The sequence below is a fragment of the Enterobacter sp. SES19 genome, from assembly GCF_011765665.1.
GTDB lineage: Bacteria > Pseudomonadota > Gammaproteobacteria > Enterobacterales > Enterobacteriaceae > Enterobacter > Enterobacter pseudoroggenkampii.
The window spans coordinates 1513627-1531566 of record NZ_CP050320.1 but is presented as its reverse complement, the minus strand read 5'-3'; the positions used below and the strand labels follow the sequence as shown (position 1 = coordinate 1531566).

Here is a 17940-nt window from a genome sequence, read left to right as displayed (position 1 = left end):
TCGCCGGGATGAAGAGTTCACATTTTGTTTAAGATTTTACGAGCAACGTCAGCACTTCATAGTGCGCGGTATGCGGGAACATATCAAAAAGCTGAACGCGTTCAATGCGATAGCCCGGTAGGTGCGCAATGTCTTTCGCCATGGTCTGCGCGTTGCAGCTGGAATAGATGATGTACTCTGGCGCCATCTGGCTCAGGTAGTCGCACAGCGCATTGCCGATGCCGCGGCGCGGCGGGTTGACCAGCACCAGCTCAGGCACGTTGCCCTGGCCGGTCGCGAACTGCGTGGAGTCCAGCGCCTGGAAGCGCAGGTTCGTTAACCCCAGTTCGGCGGCAGACTGTTTCGCGCAGGCAATCGCTTCGGCAGAGATCTCAATCCCGGTGAGCTGCATCTCCGGCGTCGCGCAGTGCAGGCCAAACCCGCCCACGCCGCAGAACAGATCCCACATGTGGTGAACGTTCAACGCTCGAACCCAGTCGCGGGCGGTAGCGTACAGGCCGCTTGCCACGGTCGGGTTCGTCTGGAAGAAGCTTTGCGGGCGGATCCACAGCGGCACGCCGTTGAAGCTCTCCGCCAGCGCGTGCTGGTCGGTGAAGAAAATCTCTTTCTCCCCTTCCATAATCGCCATATGCACCGACTGAATATTCGCCGTAATGACCTTCAGCTGCGGGAGTTGCGCCTGCAGCCACGGCAGCGCCGCGCGAAGCTGCGCCAGCTTGGTTTCAGAGCGCAGCACAAAGCGCAGCATCATGCCGCCGTCGATCTGGCTTTCGGTCAACAGAAGGTACTTCAGCTCGCCGCGCTTGCGGGCCACGCTGTAGGGCGTTAACCCCGCCCGCGCGATAAACGGCTTAAGCGCCGCAAAGACCGGCGCAAAGGAGGCGGGATAAAGCGGGCAGTCGGTTAAGTCTTCCGGCGTGCCGTCGCGGTGCAGCATCCCCAGCAGCGGTTTTTCAACGCTGCCGCTGACCACCATTTTGGCTTTATTACGGAAACCCTGCTCCGGGCCGCTGACGGGTGCGCACCATTCGCCCACCGCGTGCGCTGCCAGCAGCTGTTGCAGGTCGGCCATTTTGGCGGTGAGTTGTTGAGAGACCGGCTGTTCTATCCACTGACAGGAGCGGCAGCGTCCGGCGTCATAGAGTGCGCACTGCATATGAAAACCTTAAGAATCACGAGGGCTGCGATTATACACATTATTGCAGGCGGAAGAACCGCCGACTGGAAGCCGGAACGAAGAGTAGAAAGAGCACCAGCATGTCCGGCAGTTTTTGCATAAACAGCGCGCGCAAGATCTCGCGTTTGGATTCACCGGCAATGCTGAACAGCTCCGGGTAGCCATACCCCAGCGAGGCGGCCCACAGATAGCTCGCCGCGGTAATCTGCGTCAGCAGATAGACCCAGCGCGCCCAGTTGCGCCCTTTGACCAGCGAAAACGCGCAGTAGATCTCGATAAACACCAGCACCAGGCTGCTCAAAAAGACCAGCGTCAGATTCCACGTCTGCACGCTGCGGTGAATGAATTCACCGATGCCGCGCACGCCCAGGGTATTCAGAATCATCAGCACGTCCAGGCAGCGGATCATAATAATGGCGAGCGCCGCCACCTGAACCAGTGCAGGTACGTTAGGACGCGCGTGCGTAATACGTGATTTTTTTAATAATCCCAATGTTTTACTTCCCTGAAAAACAGTGCCGCGTCATGCGCGGCACATCACTGGAAATTTTAAATCCTTCAGCCGCGTCTTGCACGCTGGATATCGCGCACGCGCTGTTTTTCCGCGCGCGCCATCAAATACCAGGCGATAAATCCGACAATTCCGACCACGCCGAGGATGATAGAGGCCAGGGCGTTGATCTCCGGGTTGACCCCCATACGCACGCTGGAGAAGACCAGCATCGGCAGCGTCGTCGCGCCCGGGCCGGAGACAAAGCTGGCGATAACCAGATCGTCCAGCGACAGCGTAAACGCCAGCAGCCAGCCGGAGATCACCGCCGGCATAATCATCGGCAGGGTGATGATGAAAAAGACCTTCAGCGGCGTCGCGCCAAGATCCATCGCCGCCTCTTCAATGGAGCGATCCAGCTCGCGCAGGCGCGAGGAGATCACCACCGCCACGTAGGCCGTACAGAAGGTGACATGCGCCAGCCAGATGGTGAGCATACCGCGATCCGCCGGCCAGCCGATGGCGTGCGCCAGGGCCACGAACAGCAGCAGCAGCGCGAGACCGGTGATCACGTCCGGCATGACCAGCGGCGCGGTGATCATAAAGGCGAAGCCGTTCGAGCCGCGAAAACGCCCGAAGCGCACCATCACCAGCGCGGCGATCGTACCCAGCACCGACGCCATGGTCGCCGCCAGCGCCGCAATGGTCAGGCTCAACCCCACCGCGCTCATCATCGCATCATCGTGGAACAGCTCGCTGTACCAGCGCGTCGACCAGCCTGCCCAGACCGTCACCAGTTTGGAGCTGTTAAACGAGTAGATCACCAGCATCAGCATCGGCGCATACAGGAAGGTAAAGCCGATCACCAGGATCGCAATTCGCCACGGGGAGCGTACTACCGGTAAGTTGTTCATCCGTGATCTCCCATCTGTTTCTGCTGATGCTTGTGGAACCACATGATCGGCACGATCAGCAGCAGGAGCATCACAATCGCCACCGCAGAGGCCACCGGCCAGTCGCGGTTATTGAAGAACTCCTGCCACAGCACGCGGCCAATCATGATGCTGTCCGGGCCGCCAAGCAGTTCCGGGATCACAAACTCCCCCACCGCCGGGATAAAGACCAGCATCGACCCGGCGATGATGCCGCCTTTGGTCAGCGGGACAATGACGCTGAAGAAGGTTTTTAACGGACGCGCGCCGAGATCGAGCGACGCTTCCACCAGCGAATAATCAATACGCGTCAGCGCCGTGTAGATCGGCAGCACCATAAACGGCAGATAGGCGTACACAATGCCGATATAGACCGCGAGGTTGGTGTGCAGGATGGTCAGCGGCTGATCGATAACCCCGAGCCACATCAGGAAGTTATTCAGCACGCCGTTGTTTTTCAGGATCCCCATCCAGGCGTAAACGCGGATCAGGAACGAGGTCCACGACGGCAGGATCACCAGCAGCAGCAGGATGTTACGCGTCGACGGCTTGCTGTGCGCCACCGCCCACGCCAGCGGGTAGCCCATCACCAGACAGCAGAGCGTCGAGATCGCCGCCACCTGCAGCGACTGCAGATAGGCTTCGAAATAGAGCGGGTCGTCGGTGAGCTGCAGGAAGTTGCCGAGATTAAGCGTCAGCGTCAGCTGCCCGTCGGCCCAGTCCAGCAGGTTGGTATAGGGCGGTATCGCCCGCGCCATTTCCGCCAGGCTTATCTTGAAAACAATCAGGAACGGCAGCAGGAACAGCAGGATCAGCCACACGTACGGCATGGCGATCACCAGCTTGCGGCCGTGTTTCATCTGCATGCGCGTCATTAAACCGGCAATGGCGCCCGGCTTTTCTACGCGGGCTGGAGGTTCAAGTGTGCTCATGATCGCTCCTTATACCGTCAGCACGACGCAACTGTCAGCGTCCCAGCAGAGGCGCACTTCGTCGCCCCAGGTCGGCTGCCCCTTGCGATAGCGATGTTCGTTCTGCAGCTGCGCGCTGAGCATCTGCCCACTTTTCAGGCGCACGTGGTAGATGGACAGATCGCCCAGATAGGCAATGTGCACCACTTCGCCCACGGCAAAGTTATAGCCATCGGCGGGCGGATCCTCACAGAGCATGATTTTCTCCGGACGCAGCGCGACGTAGACCGGCACGTTATCCACCACCGAGTTATCAGGATCGACCTTAAGCGGATGCTGCAGCCCGGGCGATTCGATAACCAGGCCATCCTCCTGACGATCTTTCAGCAGCCCTTCGAAGACGTTAACCGAGCCAATGAACTCCGCGCTGTAGCGGGTAGTCGGATGCTCATAAATCTCTTCCGGCTCGCCAATCTGCACGAACTTGCCGCGGTTCATGATCGCGATACGTCCGGCCATGGTCATGGCTTCTTCCTGGTCGTGGGTCACCATCACGCAGGTCACCCCCACGCGCTCGAGGATATCGACCACTTCGAGCTGCATACGGTCGCGCAGTTTTTTATCCAGCGCGCCCATCGGTTCATCAAGCAGCAAGAGTTTCGGGCGTTTTGCCAGGCTGCGGGCCAGGGCCACGCGCTGGCGCTGGCCGCCGGAGAGCTGGTGCGGCTTACGCTTCGCGAACTCCTGCATGTGCACCAGGCTCAGCATCTCGGCCACGCGCGCGGTAATTTCCGCTTTCGGCAGTTTGTCCTGCTTCAGGCCAAAGGCGATGTTCTGCTCCACCGTCATGTGCGGGAACAGCGCGTAAGACTGGAACATCATGTTGATCGGGCGCTGATACGGCGGCACGCTGGAGAGATCCACGCCATCAAGCATGATCTGCCCGGCAGTGGGCTGTTCAAAACCGGCCAGCATACGCAGCAGGGTCGATTTACCGCAGCCAGAGGCCCCCAGAAGGGCAAAAATTTCGCCTTTAAAGATCGTCAGGCTGACGTCGTCCACGGCATGCTGGCCATCGAAAGATTTGGTGAGGTTACGTATTTCAAGAAGCGGGGTCAGCGCTTTACGGACTTTCGCCTGCGGGCGGGGGATCGCGTCATTCACGGGGTGTTCTCCGGTAGAGATCAAATCATGGTGCAGGCGCACCAGAACGGTGCGCCTGTTGCCGGACACGCTTCGCTTGCCCGGCCTGTGACTCACGGTAACTTATTTACCGCTTTTCACCTTGGTCCACGCGCGGGTACGCACGCGGTCGATTTTTGGATCCTGTACTTTCAGGGTGAAGAGCTTGGCGAACACATCCGCTGGCGGATAGATAGCCGGGTTATTGCGGATCTCTTCGCTCACCAGCGGCACGGAGGCCTTGTTACCGTTCGCGTAGTAAACGTGGTCGCTGATGTGGGCGATCACGTCAGGACGCATCAGGTAGTTGAGGAACTGATACGCTTCGTCTTTGTTTTTAGCGTCAGTCGGCATCGCGAAGACGTCAAAGAAGGCCAGCGCCCCCTCCTTCGGAATGAAGTAAGAGACGTTCACGCCGTTTTTCGCCTCTTTCGCGCGGTTAGCCGCCTGCCATACGTCCCCTGCCCAGCCGATCGCGACGCAGATATCGCCGTTCGCCAGGTCGTTAATGTACTGGGACGAGTGGAAGTAACGAATGTTTGGACGCAGCTTCAGCAGCAGATCGGTCGCCGGACCGGTGTAATCATCGGCTTTACTGCTGTTCGGGTCTTTGCCCAGGTAGTTCAGCACGGTGGCGAAAATCTCTTCCGGCGCATCTAGGAAGGAGACGCCGCAGCTTTTCAGCTTTTCAAGGTTTTCCGGCTTCAGCACCACGTCCCAGCTGTCCAGCTTCACGTCCGGGCCCAGCACCGCTTTGACTTTATCAACGTTGTAGCCGATACCGGTAGTCGCCCACAGGTAAGGCATGGCGTATTTGTTGTCCGGGTCATGCTTAGCCACCAGCTTCAGCACTTCCGGATCGAGGTTTTTCCAGTTCGGTAATTTGCTCTTGTCCAGCGGCTGGAAGACGCCTGCCGTCAGCTGACGCTCCAGGAAGCTTGCGGAAGGCACCACGAGGTCAAACCCGGTGCTGCCCGCCATCAGTTTTCCTTCCAGCACTTCGTTGGAATCGAACACGTCATAGACCACTTTAATGCCGGTCTCTTTTTCAAAATTTGCCACCGTGTCCGGCGCAATATAGTCAGACCAGTTATAAACGTGCAGCGTTTTTTGTTCCGCAGCGAGCGTGCCGGCAGAGACGGCCATCAGAGCACCCGCAACCAGACCCGATAACCATTTTTTATTCAAGGCGATCATAGTGTTATTCCTTCTGAAAGCTCGTTAACAAACGAACTAAAACTGTGCAATCTGAAGATATGCAATAATCATGCATAGTTTGTCGCTCTGCCCAAAATAAAAAGAAACCTCTTTACCCGGCAGTTTCCGCTCGCTTTTTTAAGCATCGCAAGAATAACTGTAGCCCGTGTCCCCGGCTATAGCCCAGACGAAAAAACGCCTTTTATCAATTTTTTATGCAGGTTATGTCTACGTGATAAGCCGAAACGGCCTTCAGGGAGGTGAATAATTCTTTAAAGAAAGGTTAAAAGCAGCAGAAAAAATGGCCTTCTGCAGCCGCCATGGCAGCGACTGCGCAAAAGTCAGACAGGCTTAGTGAAGAAAATTGGGAGATGCATCATTATTCTCTGCATCATCTTCCGCGCTATACAGCAGATGGTGTGCATTGGCTTCCATCATCACCATCGAAATTTGCTCTTCGCTCAAGCGCATAAACCAGGCGAACTGCTTGAACGACAGCCCTGCCCCGGAGAATAAAGACTGGCAAACGACCAGTTTTGGCAGATTATCGTCCTGTATGTCGAGAAATGCCTTCACCGTCAAAGAACTGGCATTGATGGCCGACAGGTCGGAGGCCAGCGCCAGCAGCGCGGACGGCTTCACTTCGGCCAGCGCGGAGAAAAGGATCACGTCGTTAATGAGATCGATTTTGGCATCGAAAATGCCGTCGAAATTCTGCATATGAGGCAGATGCAGCGCCTGGCAGGAATCGCATTCGAAGAACGTAATTCCGGCATCATCAAGCCATTGACGTAACGTATCCAGTGTAGGTACGACCTGTAAATCCATCGCGATGCAGCCTCTTTAATAAAAACTTCGCATAGGGTACTCAAAAAGCGCGCGGTAATCCATTTAACCACCCGTTTTCAGACAGTAGCCCGGCGTGGCATGACGCTCGATCCATGAGATCATTTTACCCGCAATATCGACCCCGGTGGTTTTTTCCACGCCTTCCAGCCCCGGCGAGGCGTTCACCTCCATGACCAGCGGCCCGCGCGTCGCGCGCAGAAGATCTACACCCGCCACGTCCAGCCCCAGGGTTTGCGCGGCTTTCACCGCAATTTCCCGCTCGCGGTCACTGATATCAGCGATTCTTGCAATGCCGCCCCGGTGAAGATTAGAGCGGAAGTCGCCCTCTTTCGCCTGACGCTCAATGGCCGCTACCACCTCGTTTCCCACGACGAAGCAGCGGATGTCGCGCCCTTTGGCCTCTTCAATATACTCCTGCACCAGAATGTGGGCATTCAGCCCGCGGAAGGCGTCAATCACGCTCTCCGCTGCCTGACGCGTCTCCGCCAGCACCACGCCAATGCCCTGAGTGCCTTCCACCAGCTTGATCACCAAAGGGGCGCCGCCCACCATGTCGATCAGATCGCTGGTGTCGTCCGGTGAATGGGCAATCCCCGTGACGGGGAGATCGATCCCCTGACGAGCAAGGAGCTGCAGCGAGCGCAGCTTGTCGCGGGCACGGGAAATAGCAACGGATTCGTTGAGCGGATAACTGCCCAGCATCTCGAACTGGCGCAGCGCGGCGGTGCCGTAGTAGGTAATCTGGGAGCCGATGCGGGGGATGACCGCATCAAAATGCGGCAGCTTGCGGCCTTTGTAGTGAATCGACGAGGCGGCCGGGTCGATGTTCATGTAGCAGGACATCGGGTCGAGGATCTCAACCTGATGCCCGCGTTTCGCCGCCGCTTCTCTCAGGCGCTTACATGAATAGAGCGTTCCATCCCGGGACAATATGGCAATTTTCACCCTGCACCTCTCTGAAGACATGGAAAAAGCCTGCGTATCATATACGCAGGCAGGCACAGGATAAATGGACTATCGCGTCGCCCAGCCCTGTTTGTGCAGATAATCAAGAATAAACGGGCGATTTTCTTTAATGATGGTGCGACGAATATGGTCGGTCCAGGTATCACGACGGTTATTGCTGCCGCGCGTCATGTAGTAGTTCGCCAGCTCTTCATCGTATTGATTCAGGACATCTTGATCGACCGGCTGGTAGTGGTTTTCATGCACCAGCATCGCCGCAGGAATGCGCGGCTTCAGATCCGGGTTATCCGCCGGCCAGCCGAGGCACAGGCCAAACAGCGGCAGCACATGTTTTGGCAGCTTCAGCAGCTCGGTCACGCTTTCGATGTTATTACGCAGGCCGCCGATGTAGACACCGCCTAACCCCAGCGACTCCGCCGCCGTGAAGGCGTTTTGCGCCATCAGCGCGGTGTCCACCACGCCCAGCAGCAGCTGTTCGGCCAGCCCCAGCTCGGCCTCAGGGCAGATCTGCAGATGACGGTTAAAGTCGGCGCAGAACACCCAGAACTCCGCCGCCTGCGCCACATGCTTCTGCCCGCCGGTCAGCGTCACCAGCTGCTCGCGCATGGCCGGGTCGGTGATGCGGATAATGGAGCTGCACTGCAGGAAGCTTGAGCTCGAGGTCGCCCTGGCGCTGTCAATAATCGCGGCACGCTGCGCCTCGGTAATCGGCTCATCGGTGAAGTGGCGAATGGAACGGTGGGAACGGAGCAGGTCAATCGTGGGTGTCATCTTGTCTCTCTTTGTCGTGCTTAATACGTATTGCAGCCAGTATAGGCAATGATCTGTGCGATGTAATTGGCGAAACATAGCCTGACTGTATCAAAGCGACAGGCGAAACCTTCTTTAATGGCGGCAGGTTATCGGGCACTATATGTCCTATTCGCCGTCAGGCTTGTTTTTTGAGGAGAGAGAAATGTTTGCAGTAATTTTTGGTCGTCCAGGGTGCCCTTACTGTGTGCGCGCGAAAGAGCTGGCTGAGAAACTGACCGAAGAGCGCGATGACTTCAACTTCCGCTACGTGGATATCCACGCGGAAGGCATCACCAAAGCGGATCTCGAAAAAACCGTCGGCAAGCCGGTTGAAACCGTACCGCAGATCTTCCTCGATCAGAAACACATCGGCGGCTGCACTGACTTTGAAGCTTACGCCAAAGAGCATCTGGGCCTGTTTGCTGCCCAGTAATGAAATGAAAGACGCCCTCACCGAGAGGGCGTTTTTATTTGTGGTGTCGTCGGTGCTGAAGCAGACTGCGCACAAATAAGTAGCAAAGCGCGCCAAGGGCGCACCAGAATACGGCGCTCATCAACCATGCCAGTTCCTGCCAGAAACTCCGCGTTGATATATAGAGCAAGCGCATCAGCAGCAAACAGAGCGGCGCGGCCAGCATGGCGCCCAGCAGCGGCTTCACCACCTCCCCTTTACGGGAGAGAAAACTGGCAGCAGCCCCCGGCAGCGTAAAAAAGAGCAGCCCCAGCTCCGGATGACCCGACGCCCTGAATGCCCCTTTCACGTTAAAAGCAAGCGACATGCATACGACCGTGAACAGCAAAAAGCAGCTGATCACCCCCGCCCAGTTTCGTTTAATGTTCAAACTATCCTCCTGACTTATCTCTATCAAATACACTTTCGTCGGGTAGACGCCCAGTCAGATAAAGCAATGCGGCAATCCTTGCCAAAGTACGCACAGGGTGATGCGATAATCAGTAGCTGTCAGTAGCTAATGCGATTAAACTACACGCCAGCTAATGTTTTAGGGAATAAAGCAGGAAACAGGGAGCGTTAACGCCTTTCCCTGACCCAGAAAACAGTAGCCCAAAAAGTCCTTTCATTCAACAACTTACTGGTAAACAAGAAGTTAGCCTCCGTGAATATAAACGTCGCAGACTTGTTAAATGGGAATTACATCCTGTTATTATTTGTGGTACTGGCGCTGGGCCTTTGCCTGGGTAAATTGCGCCTGGGTTCAGTTCAACTTGGTAATTCCATTGGCGTTTTAGTCGTCTCCTTATTATTAGGCCAGCAGCACTTCAGCATTAACACGGACGCGCTCAACTTAGGTTTTATGCTGTTTATTTTTTGTGTTGGCGTGGAAGCGGGACCGAACTTTTTTTCAATTTTCTTCCGCGACGGCAAAAATTATCTGATGCTGGCGCTGGTGATGGTCGGCAGCGCGCTGCTGATCGCGTTAGGGCTGGGTAAACTGTTTGGCTGGGATATCGGGTTAACGGCCGGTATGCTGGCAGGCTCCATGACCTCCACCCCCGTGCTCGTGGGTGCCGGTGATACCCTGCGCCATTCCGGCATGGCCGGCGCACAGCTTTCTACCGCACTCGACCACCTGAGTCTTGGCTATGCCCTGACCTATCTGATTGGTCTGGTGAGCCTGATCGTTGGCGCACGCTACCTGCCAAAACTGCAGCACCAGGATCTGCAGACCAGCGCCCAGCAAATCGCCCGCGAGCGCGGTCTGGATACCGATTCCAAACGTAAAGTCTATCTCCCGGTGATCCGCGCCTATCGCGTCGGGCCGGAGCTGGTGGCATGGGCTGACGGCAAAAATCTGCGCGAGCTGGGGATTTACCGCCAGACGGGCTGCTACATCGAACGTATCCGCCGCAACGGCATTCTGGCGAACCCGGACGGCGACGCGGTGCTGCAGATGGGTGACGACATCGCGCTGGTGGGTTACCCGGACGCCCACGCCCGTCTCGACCCGAGCTTCCGTAACGGCAAAGAGGTGTTCGACCGTGACCTGCTCGACATGCGTATCGTCACCGAAGAGATCGTGGTGAAAAACCATAACGCCGTGGGCCGCCGTCTGGCGCAGCTGAAGCTGACCGACCACGGCTGCTTCCTCAACCGCGTGATCCGCAGCCAGATTGAGATGCCTATCGACGACAACGTGGTGCTCAACAAAGGCGACGTGCTGCAGGTCAGCGGCGACGCCCGCCGCGTGAAAACCGTGGCCGACCGCATCGGCTTTATCTCGATTCACAGCCAGGTCACCGACCTGCTGGCCTTCTGCGCCTTCTTTATCGTTGGCCTGATGATCGGGATGATCACCTTCCAGTTCAGCAACTTTAGTTTCGGCATCGGTAACGCCGCCGGTCTGCTTTTCGCCGGGATCATGCTGGGCTTCCTGCGAGCCAACCACCCGACCTTCGGCTACATTCCGCAGGGCGCGCTGAACATGGTTAAAGAGTTCGGTCTGATGGTCTTTATGGCAGGCGTCGGCTTAAGCGCGGGCAGCGGGATTGGTCACAGCCTCGGTGCCGTCGGCTGGCAGATGCTGGTTTCCGGACTTATCGTCAGCCTGGTACCGGTGGTGATCTGCTTCCTGTTCGGCGCCTACGTGCTGCGCATGAACCGCGCCCTGCTCTTCGGGGCGATGATGGGGGCGCGTACCTGTGCGCCTGCGATGGAAATCATCAGCGACACCGCGCGCAGCAACATCCCGGCGCTGGGGTATGCGGGCACCTATGCTATCGCTAACGTGCTGCTGACGCTGGCGGGTACGCTGATTATCATCATCTGGCCAGGACTCGGATAACTCCTAAGAATGCGCGTGGCGGAAAATATTTTTGTTACGCGCAGAACTTTTTTATCAGGGGGCAGTCATAACTAGTGCCACTGCTTTTCTTTGATGTCCCCAATTTGTGGAGCCCATCAACCCCGCCGTTTTGGTTCAAGGTTGATGGGTTTTTTGTTGTCTGAAATCCACTCACTCACAGAATCAATCGCTTACAGCCACGCTTTCTGACGTTGGGCGTCAGCTCCGGAAAAAAAACCTATCCCATTACTTTCTCCTTCCAGGCTTCATAAAACTATCGCTCCCTGACAGCAAAAGAATAAAATCAGGAAAAACGTCAGCAAGGAAAGCCGCATGTTCGATTTTTATCCCGAGAAAACCTACAGCAGAACAGAAGTAATGAGCAAACCATCGCCAGTTCCGCCATTAAATGGCGTCTACTTCTGGTGGTTTAAGGAGATCCCTCCAGGTGTGCCGACAGAGGGCTGCATTACCTTAGACGGTTACACGCTGCTATACGTTGGTATTTCACCCGACCAGAGAGGGAAACCTAACAGCCGTTCGAACTTAAGGAAACGAATCAAAACGCATTACAGCGGCAATGCGGCTGGATCAACACTCAGGCGCACGCTAGGTGTGTTATTGAGTGGTTTAAGTGGCTTTCCCCTGCGCCGTGTGGGTTCTGGATCCAGAATGACATTTACTCGCCCTGGCGAGCAGTGGCTTGACGCCTGGATGGAAAAGAATGCCAAAGTTCACTGGCATCCTGTCGAAGCGCCCTGGGAACTTGAGGATATGCTGATTGCATCGCTTTGCTTACCACTAAACATTCAGGGAAATGCTCATGGCTTTAAAATGACGCTTTCAGGAATGCGTAGTCAGGCTGCTGCGGAGGCAAGACGGATGGAGATTGCTGATGAGCGGGGTTTAAAAAGACGGTTAGCGACGCAGTAAAACCGCGTCGCCCGTTTAGAGTCAGTAAGCAAATTGCTCCTACAAACCTTTGGGATGAGGCGGTGCTGCGCTGATTTTTGCGTACGGCATACTGTCCGGACAAAATTCTCATGCGTCACGAAAGTATGCCTTCAGTAAGCGATGTCCTCTCGCTTGAGCATCACTGGCGAAAGACACCTACCAAGGGATCGATCTCGATACCTGCTGATTTGCGCAGTACGTTATAACCAAACAGCCTTTGAATTTACCAAAGGCAACCTCTTTCACCTGAAGGAGACAAATCTAAACTAGAATATTTACGGCCTAACGGAATACTGTCCGCCATTTCCTCCGCCCTGCTTAACGAGCCCACCACTCTGTTCCGTCGCAAATATTACATCAGCGACAACCATACCGTATCCATCACTGAGCAGAATCAGGAGGACGCGAAAAACATCCGGCAGGCGATGAAATGTGCCAAAGGTCGAGCAACTTCCGTCCCCTGTTTATGTACTCGCGAATGCTAAAAAGAACGACATTCAGATCATCCCACTGTCAGAGGTAGTAGCGAAGGATGAGTTTCTTAACATTAAGATCGTGATCCGCGATGACATGATGGCAGCGCACCGCGTTCCGCCGCTAAAGATTGGGCTTACGCCAAGTAATATTGGGAGGTTGGATGTGGAAAAAGCGAGTCGTTCTTTGTACGAAATACACTAATTCCACGTCAAGAAAGAATGAAAGAATGAAAGAATGAAAGAAATAAATTATCTAATAGCCGAGCAAATAATCGACTTCGCCCTTTATGATAGAAAGGACGATGCCACTTAATAAAATAACAAAAAATACTATATAAATGAAATCAAAAATTGCGCCCCACATAGGGGCGCGACATCTAATTCAAACATTAATTAAATTCAGTACTTCAGGACGCAATTCGTGCAGACGTGTATCAAGTTTAAAGTGCCATATCCAAAACACAGAAAATGGGAATGTATTTTTGCACATGATTTTCAAAGTTTCTATTGCTTCGTCGACCTTGACCGGCAAACTTGTTCTTGTGATCAACACCCTTCTAGCGTTTATATATTCATAATAATAATCAAAAATACTTTCCATTAAGTTTTCACGCGTAATTCCACGCAACCCTGTATTCTTCAGATTATAACAATCATCAAGCAATGCCACTGTATTGATGGTTTCCTGACTAGGTGTTGGGTAATGAGGCCTAATAGTAACTCTCTCAGTACTCATCCCAGGTAAAATATGTTCAATTTCCATTGTAACATTAATGCTCGAGTCCGTGCAGTTCAATAAATTAATATGCCGGGCTCCTTTGACACTGTTACAGCGGCCGCATGCGTAAAAAAGATTATTCCAATCAAATTTTAGTGCATCATCATCTTTATGAGGAACAAAATGTTCAATTTCAGGATCCGAAAGATCAATTTGTTCACATAGATAGCACTTCCCAAAGAACATAGGCTTTAAAATTGCGATAACACTTGGGTCATTATAAACTTTATCAGCTAAACAAGCAGGTGCTGGAGCAACTCTCGAAACATTGAACATGATTAATCATCTCCCAATATTTCTACTATCTTGTTCTGCGCCAAAGCTATTTTTATTTTTGATGCAGCATCCATTTTCTCTATAAATGGCTCAAGTTCATTAACGGCACGCTGTAATGAAATTATATCATTTGTTGCATTATTGTATATAGATTCAAGCATGTTAATTTTTTCTTTTAACGCATCTGATTCTGATGTTTCTCCTAATAACCCCTTGATAATTGAGGTATACGAATACATAGAGAGATCTTTCATGCTTTCTAATGTTGTTAAATTAAAAACAATGCAATTAGATACTGATTGGACAACAAATGGAGAATGTGTCGTTATTATAAACTGTACATTTGGAAATGCAGAATTGAAAAATGAGAAAACTTTTTTCTGTAGAGTGACATGAAGATGCGCATCAATCTCATCAATTAAAACGATCCCTGACAAATCATGACGAGAAAGTTTTTCAAGCTCAACTTTAATAAGGAGATCTGCATAAATTGACAATACCGATGAAAAACCTGATGAAAGCTGGTCTAGCCTAAATGGTAATTTATTAATTTGGTTTAAATAAATACGCAGTTCAGAAAGGTTAAAGTCTAATTTCAACGAATCATCTTCGAATAATATTTTCAAATCAGCATTAATTTTATTAATCCAGCTAAATACACGCTCCGCCTCTTCAATATTATCACTACCTTTTTGAAGCAACCCATAATTCCAATAAGAGACTAAATAACGTTCGAATAAAACCCCTGAGTCTGTTGTCAGAGATAGCTGCTTGTGTTCCTGAAGCAATTTCTCCATCCCAGATATAGAACCGTCCCCTTTAATGCTTGCTTGCCGCGTTGCTTCAAAAAATCTAATGATAGACTTTCTTTTATGAATCGAAACTTTTAGCATTCTCTCATCATTGAAAGATAGTGAAAATCGTTTTTCGCTATCTATTTTTCTTTGAGCATCATCTTTCTGATTATTATAATAGTCATACAATGAATCTCCAGGCATCCTATTTTTCAATTGCTGCTCAGCTTCTTGCAATTTATTTATGGCATGCTCTATACCACTATCACCTGTACTTATTAACTTCTGTTCTAAACGAGAGTGCAACTGCCTTAAAAAATTTGTCTTCCCTGAACCATTATTTCCTGTAATAATTAAGTTTTTCCCTTCAAGATCTATTTCGAAATTATTACCGAAATCATCTTTATGAATTATTTTATCTATTGAAAACCTCATATTACCCCCTCTATATTCTCTAAAATTAGTTTATGAACAATAACAATAACGCAGCTATGTCGATCTTTACAATAAGTTGTTGCGCGCGCTCGTATCCCCGCCATACTTGCCAGCTTTATCCAGTAGTTTTCATGCACTGCATGAATCGAGGAGTAGCCCGCCAACACTGCCGGATATCTGCATTACAGCTGCAATTGCGATCATGCAAACCATGCACAAAAATGCACATTTAGTGCGGAACTGCTTGGCCCAACGAACGCAGGTCCCGCCTACACCCAAGAATCTCAGGGCATTGATAGACAGTCTACCCGTATAGAGATTAAAAGCGAACCTTATAAACTACTTACTGATGTGGCTAAATCATAATCACTAATGTCACCTTCAGTCATGAAGGAAAAACATGGAAGCGAATGATCCGGGAAAGCTGATACGACATGTTGCCTATGTTGAATTAGGTATAGATGGTCATCGGTTTTATGGTTTTGGGAACCTATGGATGAAGTATTAGAGGCGTGGAGACTTCGTGCGCATCATTCGTAAGCTGAGGGAAAAGCACAGTTGTGATGATGAGATTAAATGGCAAAAGCTAGTCAAAGCGCAATACCGCCTTCTATCATAATGTCCTAAAGACCTTCTTTAAAAATAAATGGATGGCCTTCCACTGCATCATCGTTGAAAAGTCGAAGGTCGAAAAATCCTGTCATGGCAGTGATTATGCCCTTGCTATGCGTAAGCATTTTGGTAAATCGATCGAAACTAAAATTGGAAATTCATCAAGGCTCACCCAAACCGATAATGCGAGAGAATCAAATCACTAAAATTTTGGTCAGTATTTATGGCAATATGAATGATGAACACAACAAAAAGCTATAGCAAACGCTCATCAATTTATTTCAAAACAAGAGTGCATAGTTGATTTATCCATCGCTGAAAGAACACCTATTTGGGGAGAAATACAAGTCCCTGCATGATATATGAACTAATAACAGCGTGAAACTTTCAAGTCTAAGATTAGAAGTTACCAACGCAAGAGATACTGTCTCAAAAAGTTTAAGTGGCTAGAAACTGACGGCAGCGGTTGGCAATTCTCCGAATCGTCACTTAGCCCCCAAACTAGCGCAATGATTATCCTACAAGACATTGTTTTTACTAACCCATTTACATAAATGTTTTTTGTTGCCTGAAATTCGCCTTCCACTAATCATTTCTTCTCGCTTGCCATCAAAACATATATGATTAAACGCATATAAAAACCGCACCTGCAGGAACACCCATGCTCCACCCACTCCAGCTCTTCAAAACCCTCTCCGACGGAACACGGCTCGCCATCGTCATGCTGCTCCGAGAAGCCGGCGAGCTGTGCGTCTGCGATCTCTGCTCCGCCACCGCCGAATCTCAGCCGAAAGTCTCCCGCCATATGGCCCTGCTGCGCGAGTCCGGGCTGGTTGTCGACCGTCGCGAGGGCAAATGGGTCCATTACCGCCTCTCTCCCAACATGCCTGCGTGGGCGGCAACCGTTATCGACACCAGTTGGAACTGCCTGCGGGAAGAGACGCGTCTGAAGCTGAAAAACCGACTTCCGGGCTCGTGCTAACCCAAACATATTCACAAAAACAGATATAACGGAGTAAACAATGTTTCTGGCAGGGGCTATTTTTCTGTTTACGCTGGTACTGGTCATCTGGCAGCCCAAAGGACTGAGTATCGGCTGGAGCGCGACCATCGGCGCCGTGCTGGCGCTATTCAGCGGTGTGATCCACGTTAGCGATATTCCGGTAGTATGGAATATCGTCTGGAACGCCACGGCAACGTTCATTGCCGTCATCATCATCAGCCTGCTGCTGGATGAGTCCGGCTTTTTCGAGTGGGCGGCGCTGCACGTTGCCCGCTGGGGAAACGGTCGCGGGCGATTGCTGTTTACGTATATCGTGCTGCTGGGCGCAGCCGTGGCGGCGCTGTTTGCCAATGACGGTGCGGCGCTGATCCTGACCCCTATCGTTATCGCCATGCTGCTGGCGCTGGGGTTCAGCAAGCAGGCCACGCTGGCGTTTGTGATGGCGGCGGGCTTTATCGCCGATACCGCCAGCCTGCCGCTGATTGTGTCCAACCTGGTCAACATCGTGTCGGCAGACTTCTTTAAGCTGGGGTTCAGCGAATACGCCTCGGTGATGATCCCGGTTGATATCGCCGCGATTGCCGCAACGCTGGTGATGCTGCATCTGTTCTTCCGCAAGGAAATTCCGCCGGAATATGACCTGGCAAAACTCCGCGAGCCCGCGCGTGCCATTCACGACCTCCCGACGTTCAGAACGGGCTGGATCGTCCTGCTGCTTCTGCTCGTCGGTTTCTTTGTGCTGGAGCCTCTGGGTATTCCGGTCAGCGCCATCGCGGCCGTCGGCGCGCTGATTTTGTTCGCTGTCGCAAAACGCGGGCATGCGATAAACACCGGAAAAGTGCTGCGCGGCGCACCGTGGCAGATCGTCATCTTCTCGCTGGGGATGTATCTGGTGGTGTATGGCCTGCGCAATGCCGGGCTGACGGAATATCTCTCAGGCGTACTGAATAGCCTGGCCGGACACGGGCTGTGGGCCTCCACGCTGGGAACCGGGTTCATCACCGCGTTCCTGTCATCCATAATGAACAATATGCCCACGGTGCTGATTGGCGCGCTCTCCATTGACGGCAGCACGGCAACTGGGTTGATCAAGGAGGCGATGATTTACGCCAACGTGATTGGCTGCGATCTGGGGCCGAAAATCACGCCTATCGGCAGCCTCGCCACCCTGCTCTGGCTCCACGTGCTGGCGCAGAAAAACATGACGATTACCTGGGGCTACTATTTCCGGACGGGCATCATTATGACGCTGCCGGTCCTGTTTGTGACGCTCGCCGCGCTGGCGCTACGTCTCTCCTTCACACTGTAATGAGCC

Annotated in this window: 17 protein-coding genes and 2 pseudogenes; 7 read left to right on the top strand and 12 right to left on the bottom strand. The window is 52.6% G+C overall.

Translation table 11 applies throughout. The annotated features are described in order from the left end of the window. Nucleotides 1-28 precede the first annotated feature (28 nt). The 9 genes from rlmC to nfsA form a co-directional block, all read right to left on the bottom strand. Nucleotides 29-1156, bottom strand: a complete 1128-nt coding sequence (gene rlmC, locus GXP72_RS07225) for a 23S rRNA (uracil(747)-C(5))-methyltransferase RlmC (RefSeq protein ID WP_208763664.1) — start codon at nt 1154-1156, stop codon at nt 29-31. Between the two features lie 40 nt (nt 1157-1196). Continuing rightward, the gene (locus tag GXP72_RS07220; RefSeq protein WP_024907853.1) at nt 1197-1670 is read right to left on the bottom strand and encodes a YbjO family protein; all 474 of its coding nucleotides are present in this window, start codon (nt 1668-1670) and stop codon (nt 1197-1199) included. Nucleotides 1671-1735: 65 nt separating this feature from the next. Continuing rightward, entirely contained in the window at nt 1736-2581 is an 846-nt protein-coding gene (potI, locus tag GXP72_RS07215) for a putrescine ABC transporter permease PotI (RefSeq protein ID WP_023310934.1), read from the bottom strand. Next, on the bottom strand, nt 2578-3531 hold the full coding sequence (gene potH, locus GXP72_RS07210) for a putrescine ABC transporter permease PotH (RefSeq protein ID WP_208763663.1): 954 nt from the start codon (nt 3529-3531) through the stop codon (nt 2578-2580). Before potH ends, potI begins: the two co-directional genes overlap by 4 nt. A 9-nt stretch (nt 3532-3540) precedes the next feature. Then, the gene (gene potG / locus GXP72_RS07205) at nt 3541-4674 is read right to left on the bottom strand and encodes a putrescine ABC transporter ATP-binding subunit PotG (RefSeq protein WP_148768830.1); all 1134 of its coding nucleotides are present in this window, start codon (nt 4672-4674) and stop codon (nt 3541-3543) included. Nucleotides 4675-4776: 102 nt separating this feature from the next. Continuing rightward, the gene (gene potF / locus GXP72_RS07200) at nt 4777-5889 is read right to left on the bottom strand and encodes a spermidine/putrescine ABC transporter substrate-binding protein PotF (protein ID WP_024907856.1); all 1113 of its coding nucleotides are present in this window, start codon (nt 5887-5889) and stop codon (nt 4777-4779) included. 351 nt (nt 5890-6240) lie between these two features. After that, the gene (locus GXP72_RS07195) at nt 6241-6717 is read right to left on the bottom strand and encodes a YbjN domain-containing protein (RefSeq protein WP_003858385.1); all 477 of its coding nucleotides are present in this window, start codon (nt 6715-6717) and stop codon (nt 6241-6243) included. A gap of 63 nt (nt 6718-6780) precedes the next feature. Next, nucleotides 6781-7683: a 30S ribosomal protein S6--L-glutamate ligase gene (gene rimK, locus GXP72_RS07190; RefSeq protein WP_024907857.1), complete on the bottom strand. Its 903-nt coding sequence runs from the start codon at nt 7681-7683 to the stop codon at nt 6781-6783. A 69-nt stretch (nt 7684-7752) separates the two neighbouring features. Next, on the bottom strand, nt 7753-8475 hold the full coding sequence (gene nfsA / locus GXP72_RS07185; RefSeq protein WP_121425696.1) for a nitroreductase NfsA: 723 nt from the start codon (nt 8473-8475) through the stop codon (nt 7753-7755). A gap of 184 nt (nt 8476-8659) precedes the next feature. Here nfsA and GXP72_RS07180 point away from each other — a divergent pair, with 184 nt between their 5' ends. Further along, nucleotides 8660-8929 (top strand): GrxA family glutaredoxin, encoded by a 270-nt coding sequence (locus tag GXP72_RS07180; protein WP_006809455.1) that lies wholly within the window; start codon nt 8660-8662, stop codon nt 8927-8929. A gap of 34 nt (nt 8930-8963) precedes the next feature. Here GXP72_RS07180 and GXP72_RS07175 read toward each other — a convergent pair whose 3' ends face one another. Further along, a complete protein-coding gene (locus GXP72_RS07175) occupies nt 8964-9338 on the bottom strand; it encodes an inner membrane protein YbjM (RefSeq protein ID WP_032649308.1) in 375 nt (124 codons plus the stop codon). A 273-nt stretch (nt 9339-9611) separates the two neighbouring features. On the opposite strand from GXP72_RS07175, the gene GXP72_RS07170 reads away from it, so the two are divergent. From GXP72_RS07170 to GXP72_RS22605, 3 genes and pseudogenes are all read left to right on the top strand, one after another. Then, nucleotides 9612-11297, top strand: a complete 1686-nt coding sequence (locus tag GXP72_RS07170; protein WP_014169303.1) for an aspartate:alanine antiporter — start codon at nt 9612-9614, stop codon at nt 11295-11297. A gap of 333 nt (nt 11298-11630) precedes the next feature. Next, entirely contained in the window at nt 11631-12230 is a 600-nt protein-coding gene (locus tag GXP72_RS22610; protein WP_244319945.1) for a GIY-YIG nuclease family protein, read from the top strand. A gap of 143 nt (nt 12231-12373) precedes the next feature. Next, a pseudogene (locus GXP72_RS22605) lies at nt 12374-13040 on the top strand (capsid portal protein); the annotation flags it as partial. A gap of 69 nt (nt 13041-13109) precedes the next feature. Here GXP72_RS22605 and GXP72_RS07160 read toward each other — a convergent pair. Beyond that, nucleotides 13110-13781, bottom strand: coding sequence for an HNH endonuclease (locus tag GXP72_RS07160; protein WP_208763662.1), 672 nt, complete (start codon nt 13779-13781; stop codon nt 13110-13112). Nucleotides 13782-13783: 2 nt separating this feature from the next. Beyond that, nucleotides 13784-15010, bottom strand: a complete 1227-nt coding sequence (locus GXP72_RS07155) for an AAA family ATPase (protein ID WP_208763661.1) — start codon at nt 15008-15010, stop codon at nt 13784-13786. 523 nt (nt 15011-15533) lie between these two features. Between GXP72_RS07155 and GXP72_RS22600 the strand changes: the two are divergent. The 3 genes and pseudogenes from GXP72_RS22600 to GXP72_RS07145 all read left to right on the top strand — a co-directional run. Further along, nucleotides 15534-15803, top strand: a pseudogene (locus tag GXP72_RS22600) (hypothetical protein); the annotation flags it as partial. A gap of 480 nt (nt 15804-16283) precedes the next feature. Beyond that, on the top strand, nt 16284-16604 hold the full coding sequence (locus GXP72_RS07150) for a metalloregulator ArsR/SmtB family transcription factor (RefSeq protein ID WP_208763660.1): 321 nt from the start codon (nt 16284-16286) through the stop codon (nt 16602-16604). A 40-nt stretch (nt 16605-16644) separates the two neighbouring features. Then, nucleotides 16645-17934, top strand: coding sequence for an arsenic transporter (locus GXP72_RS07145; RefSeq protein ID WP_208763659.1), 1290 nt, complete (start codon nt 16645-16647; stop codon nt 17932-17934). Nucleotides 17935-17940 lie beyond the last annotated feature (6 nt).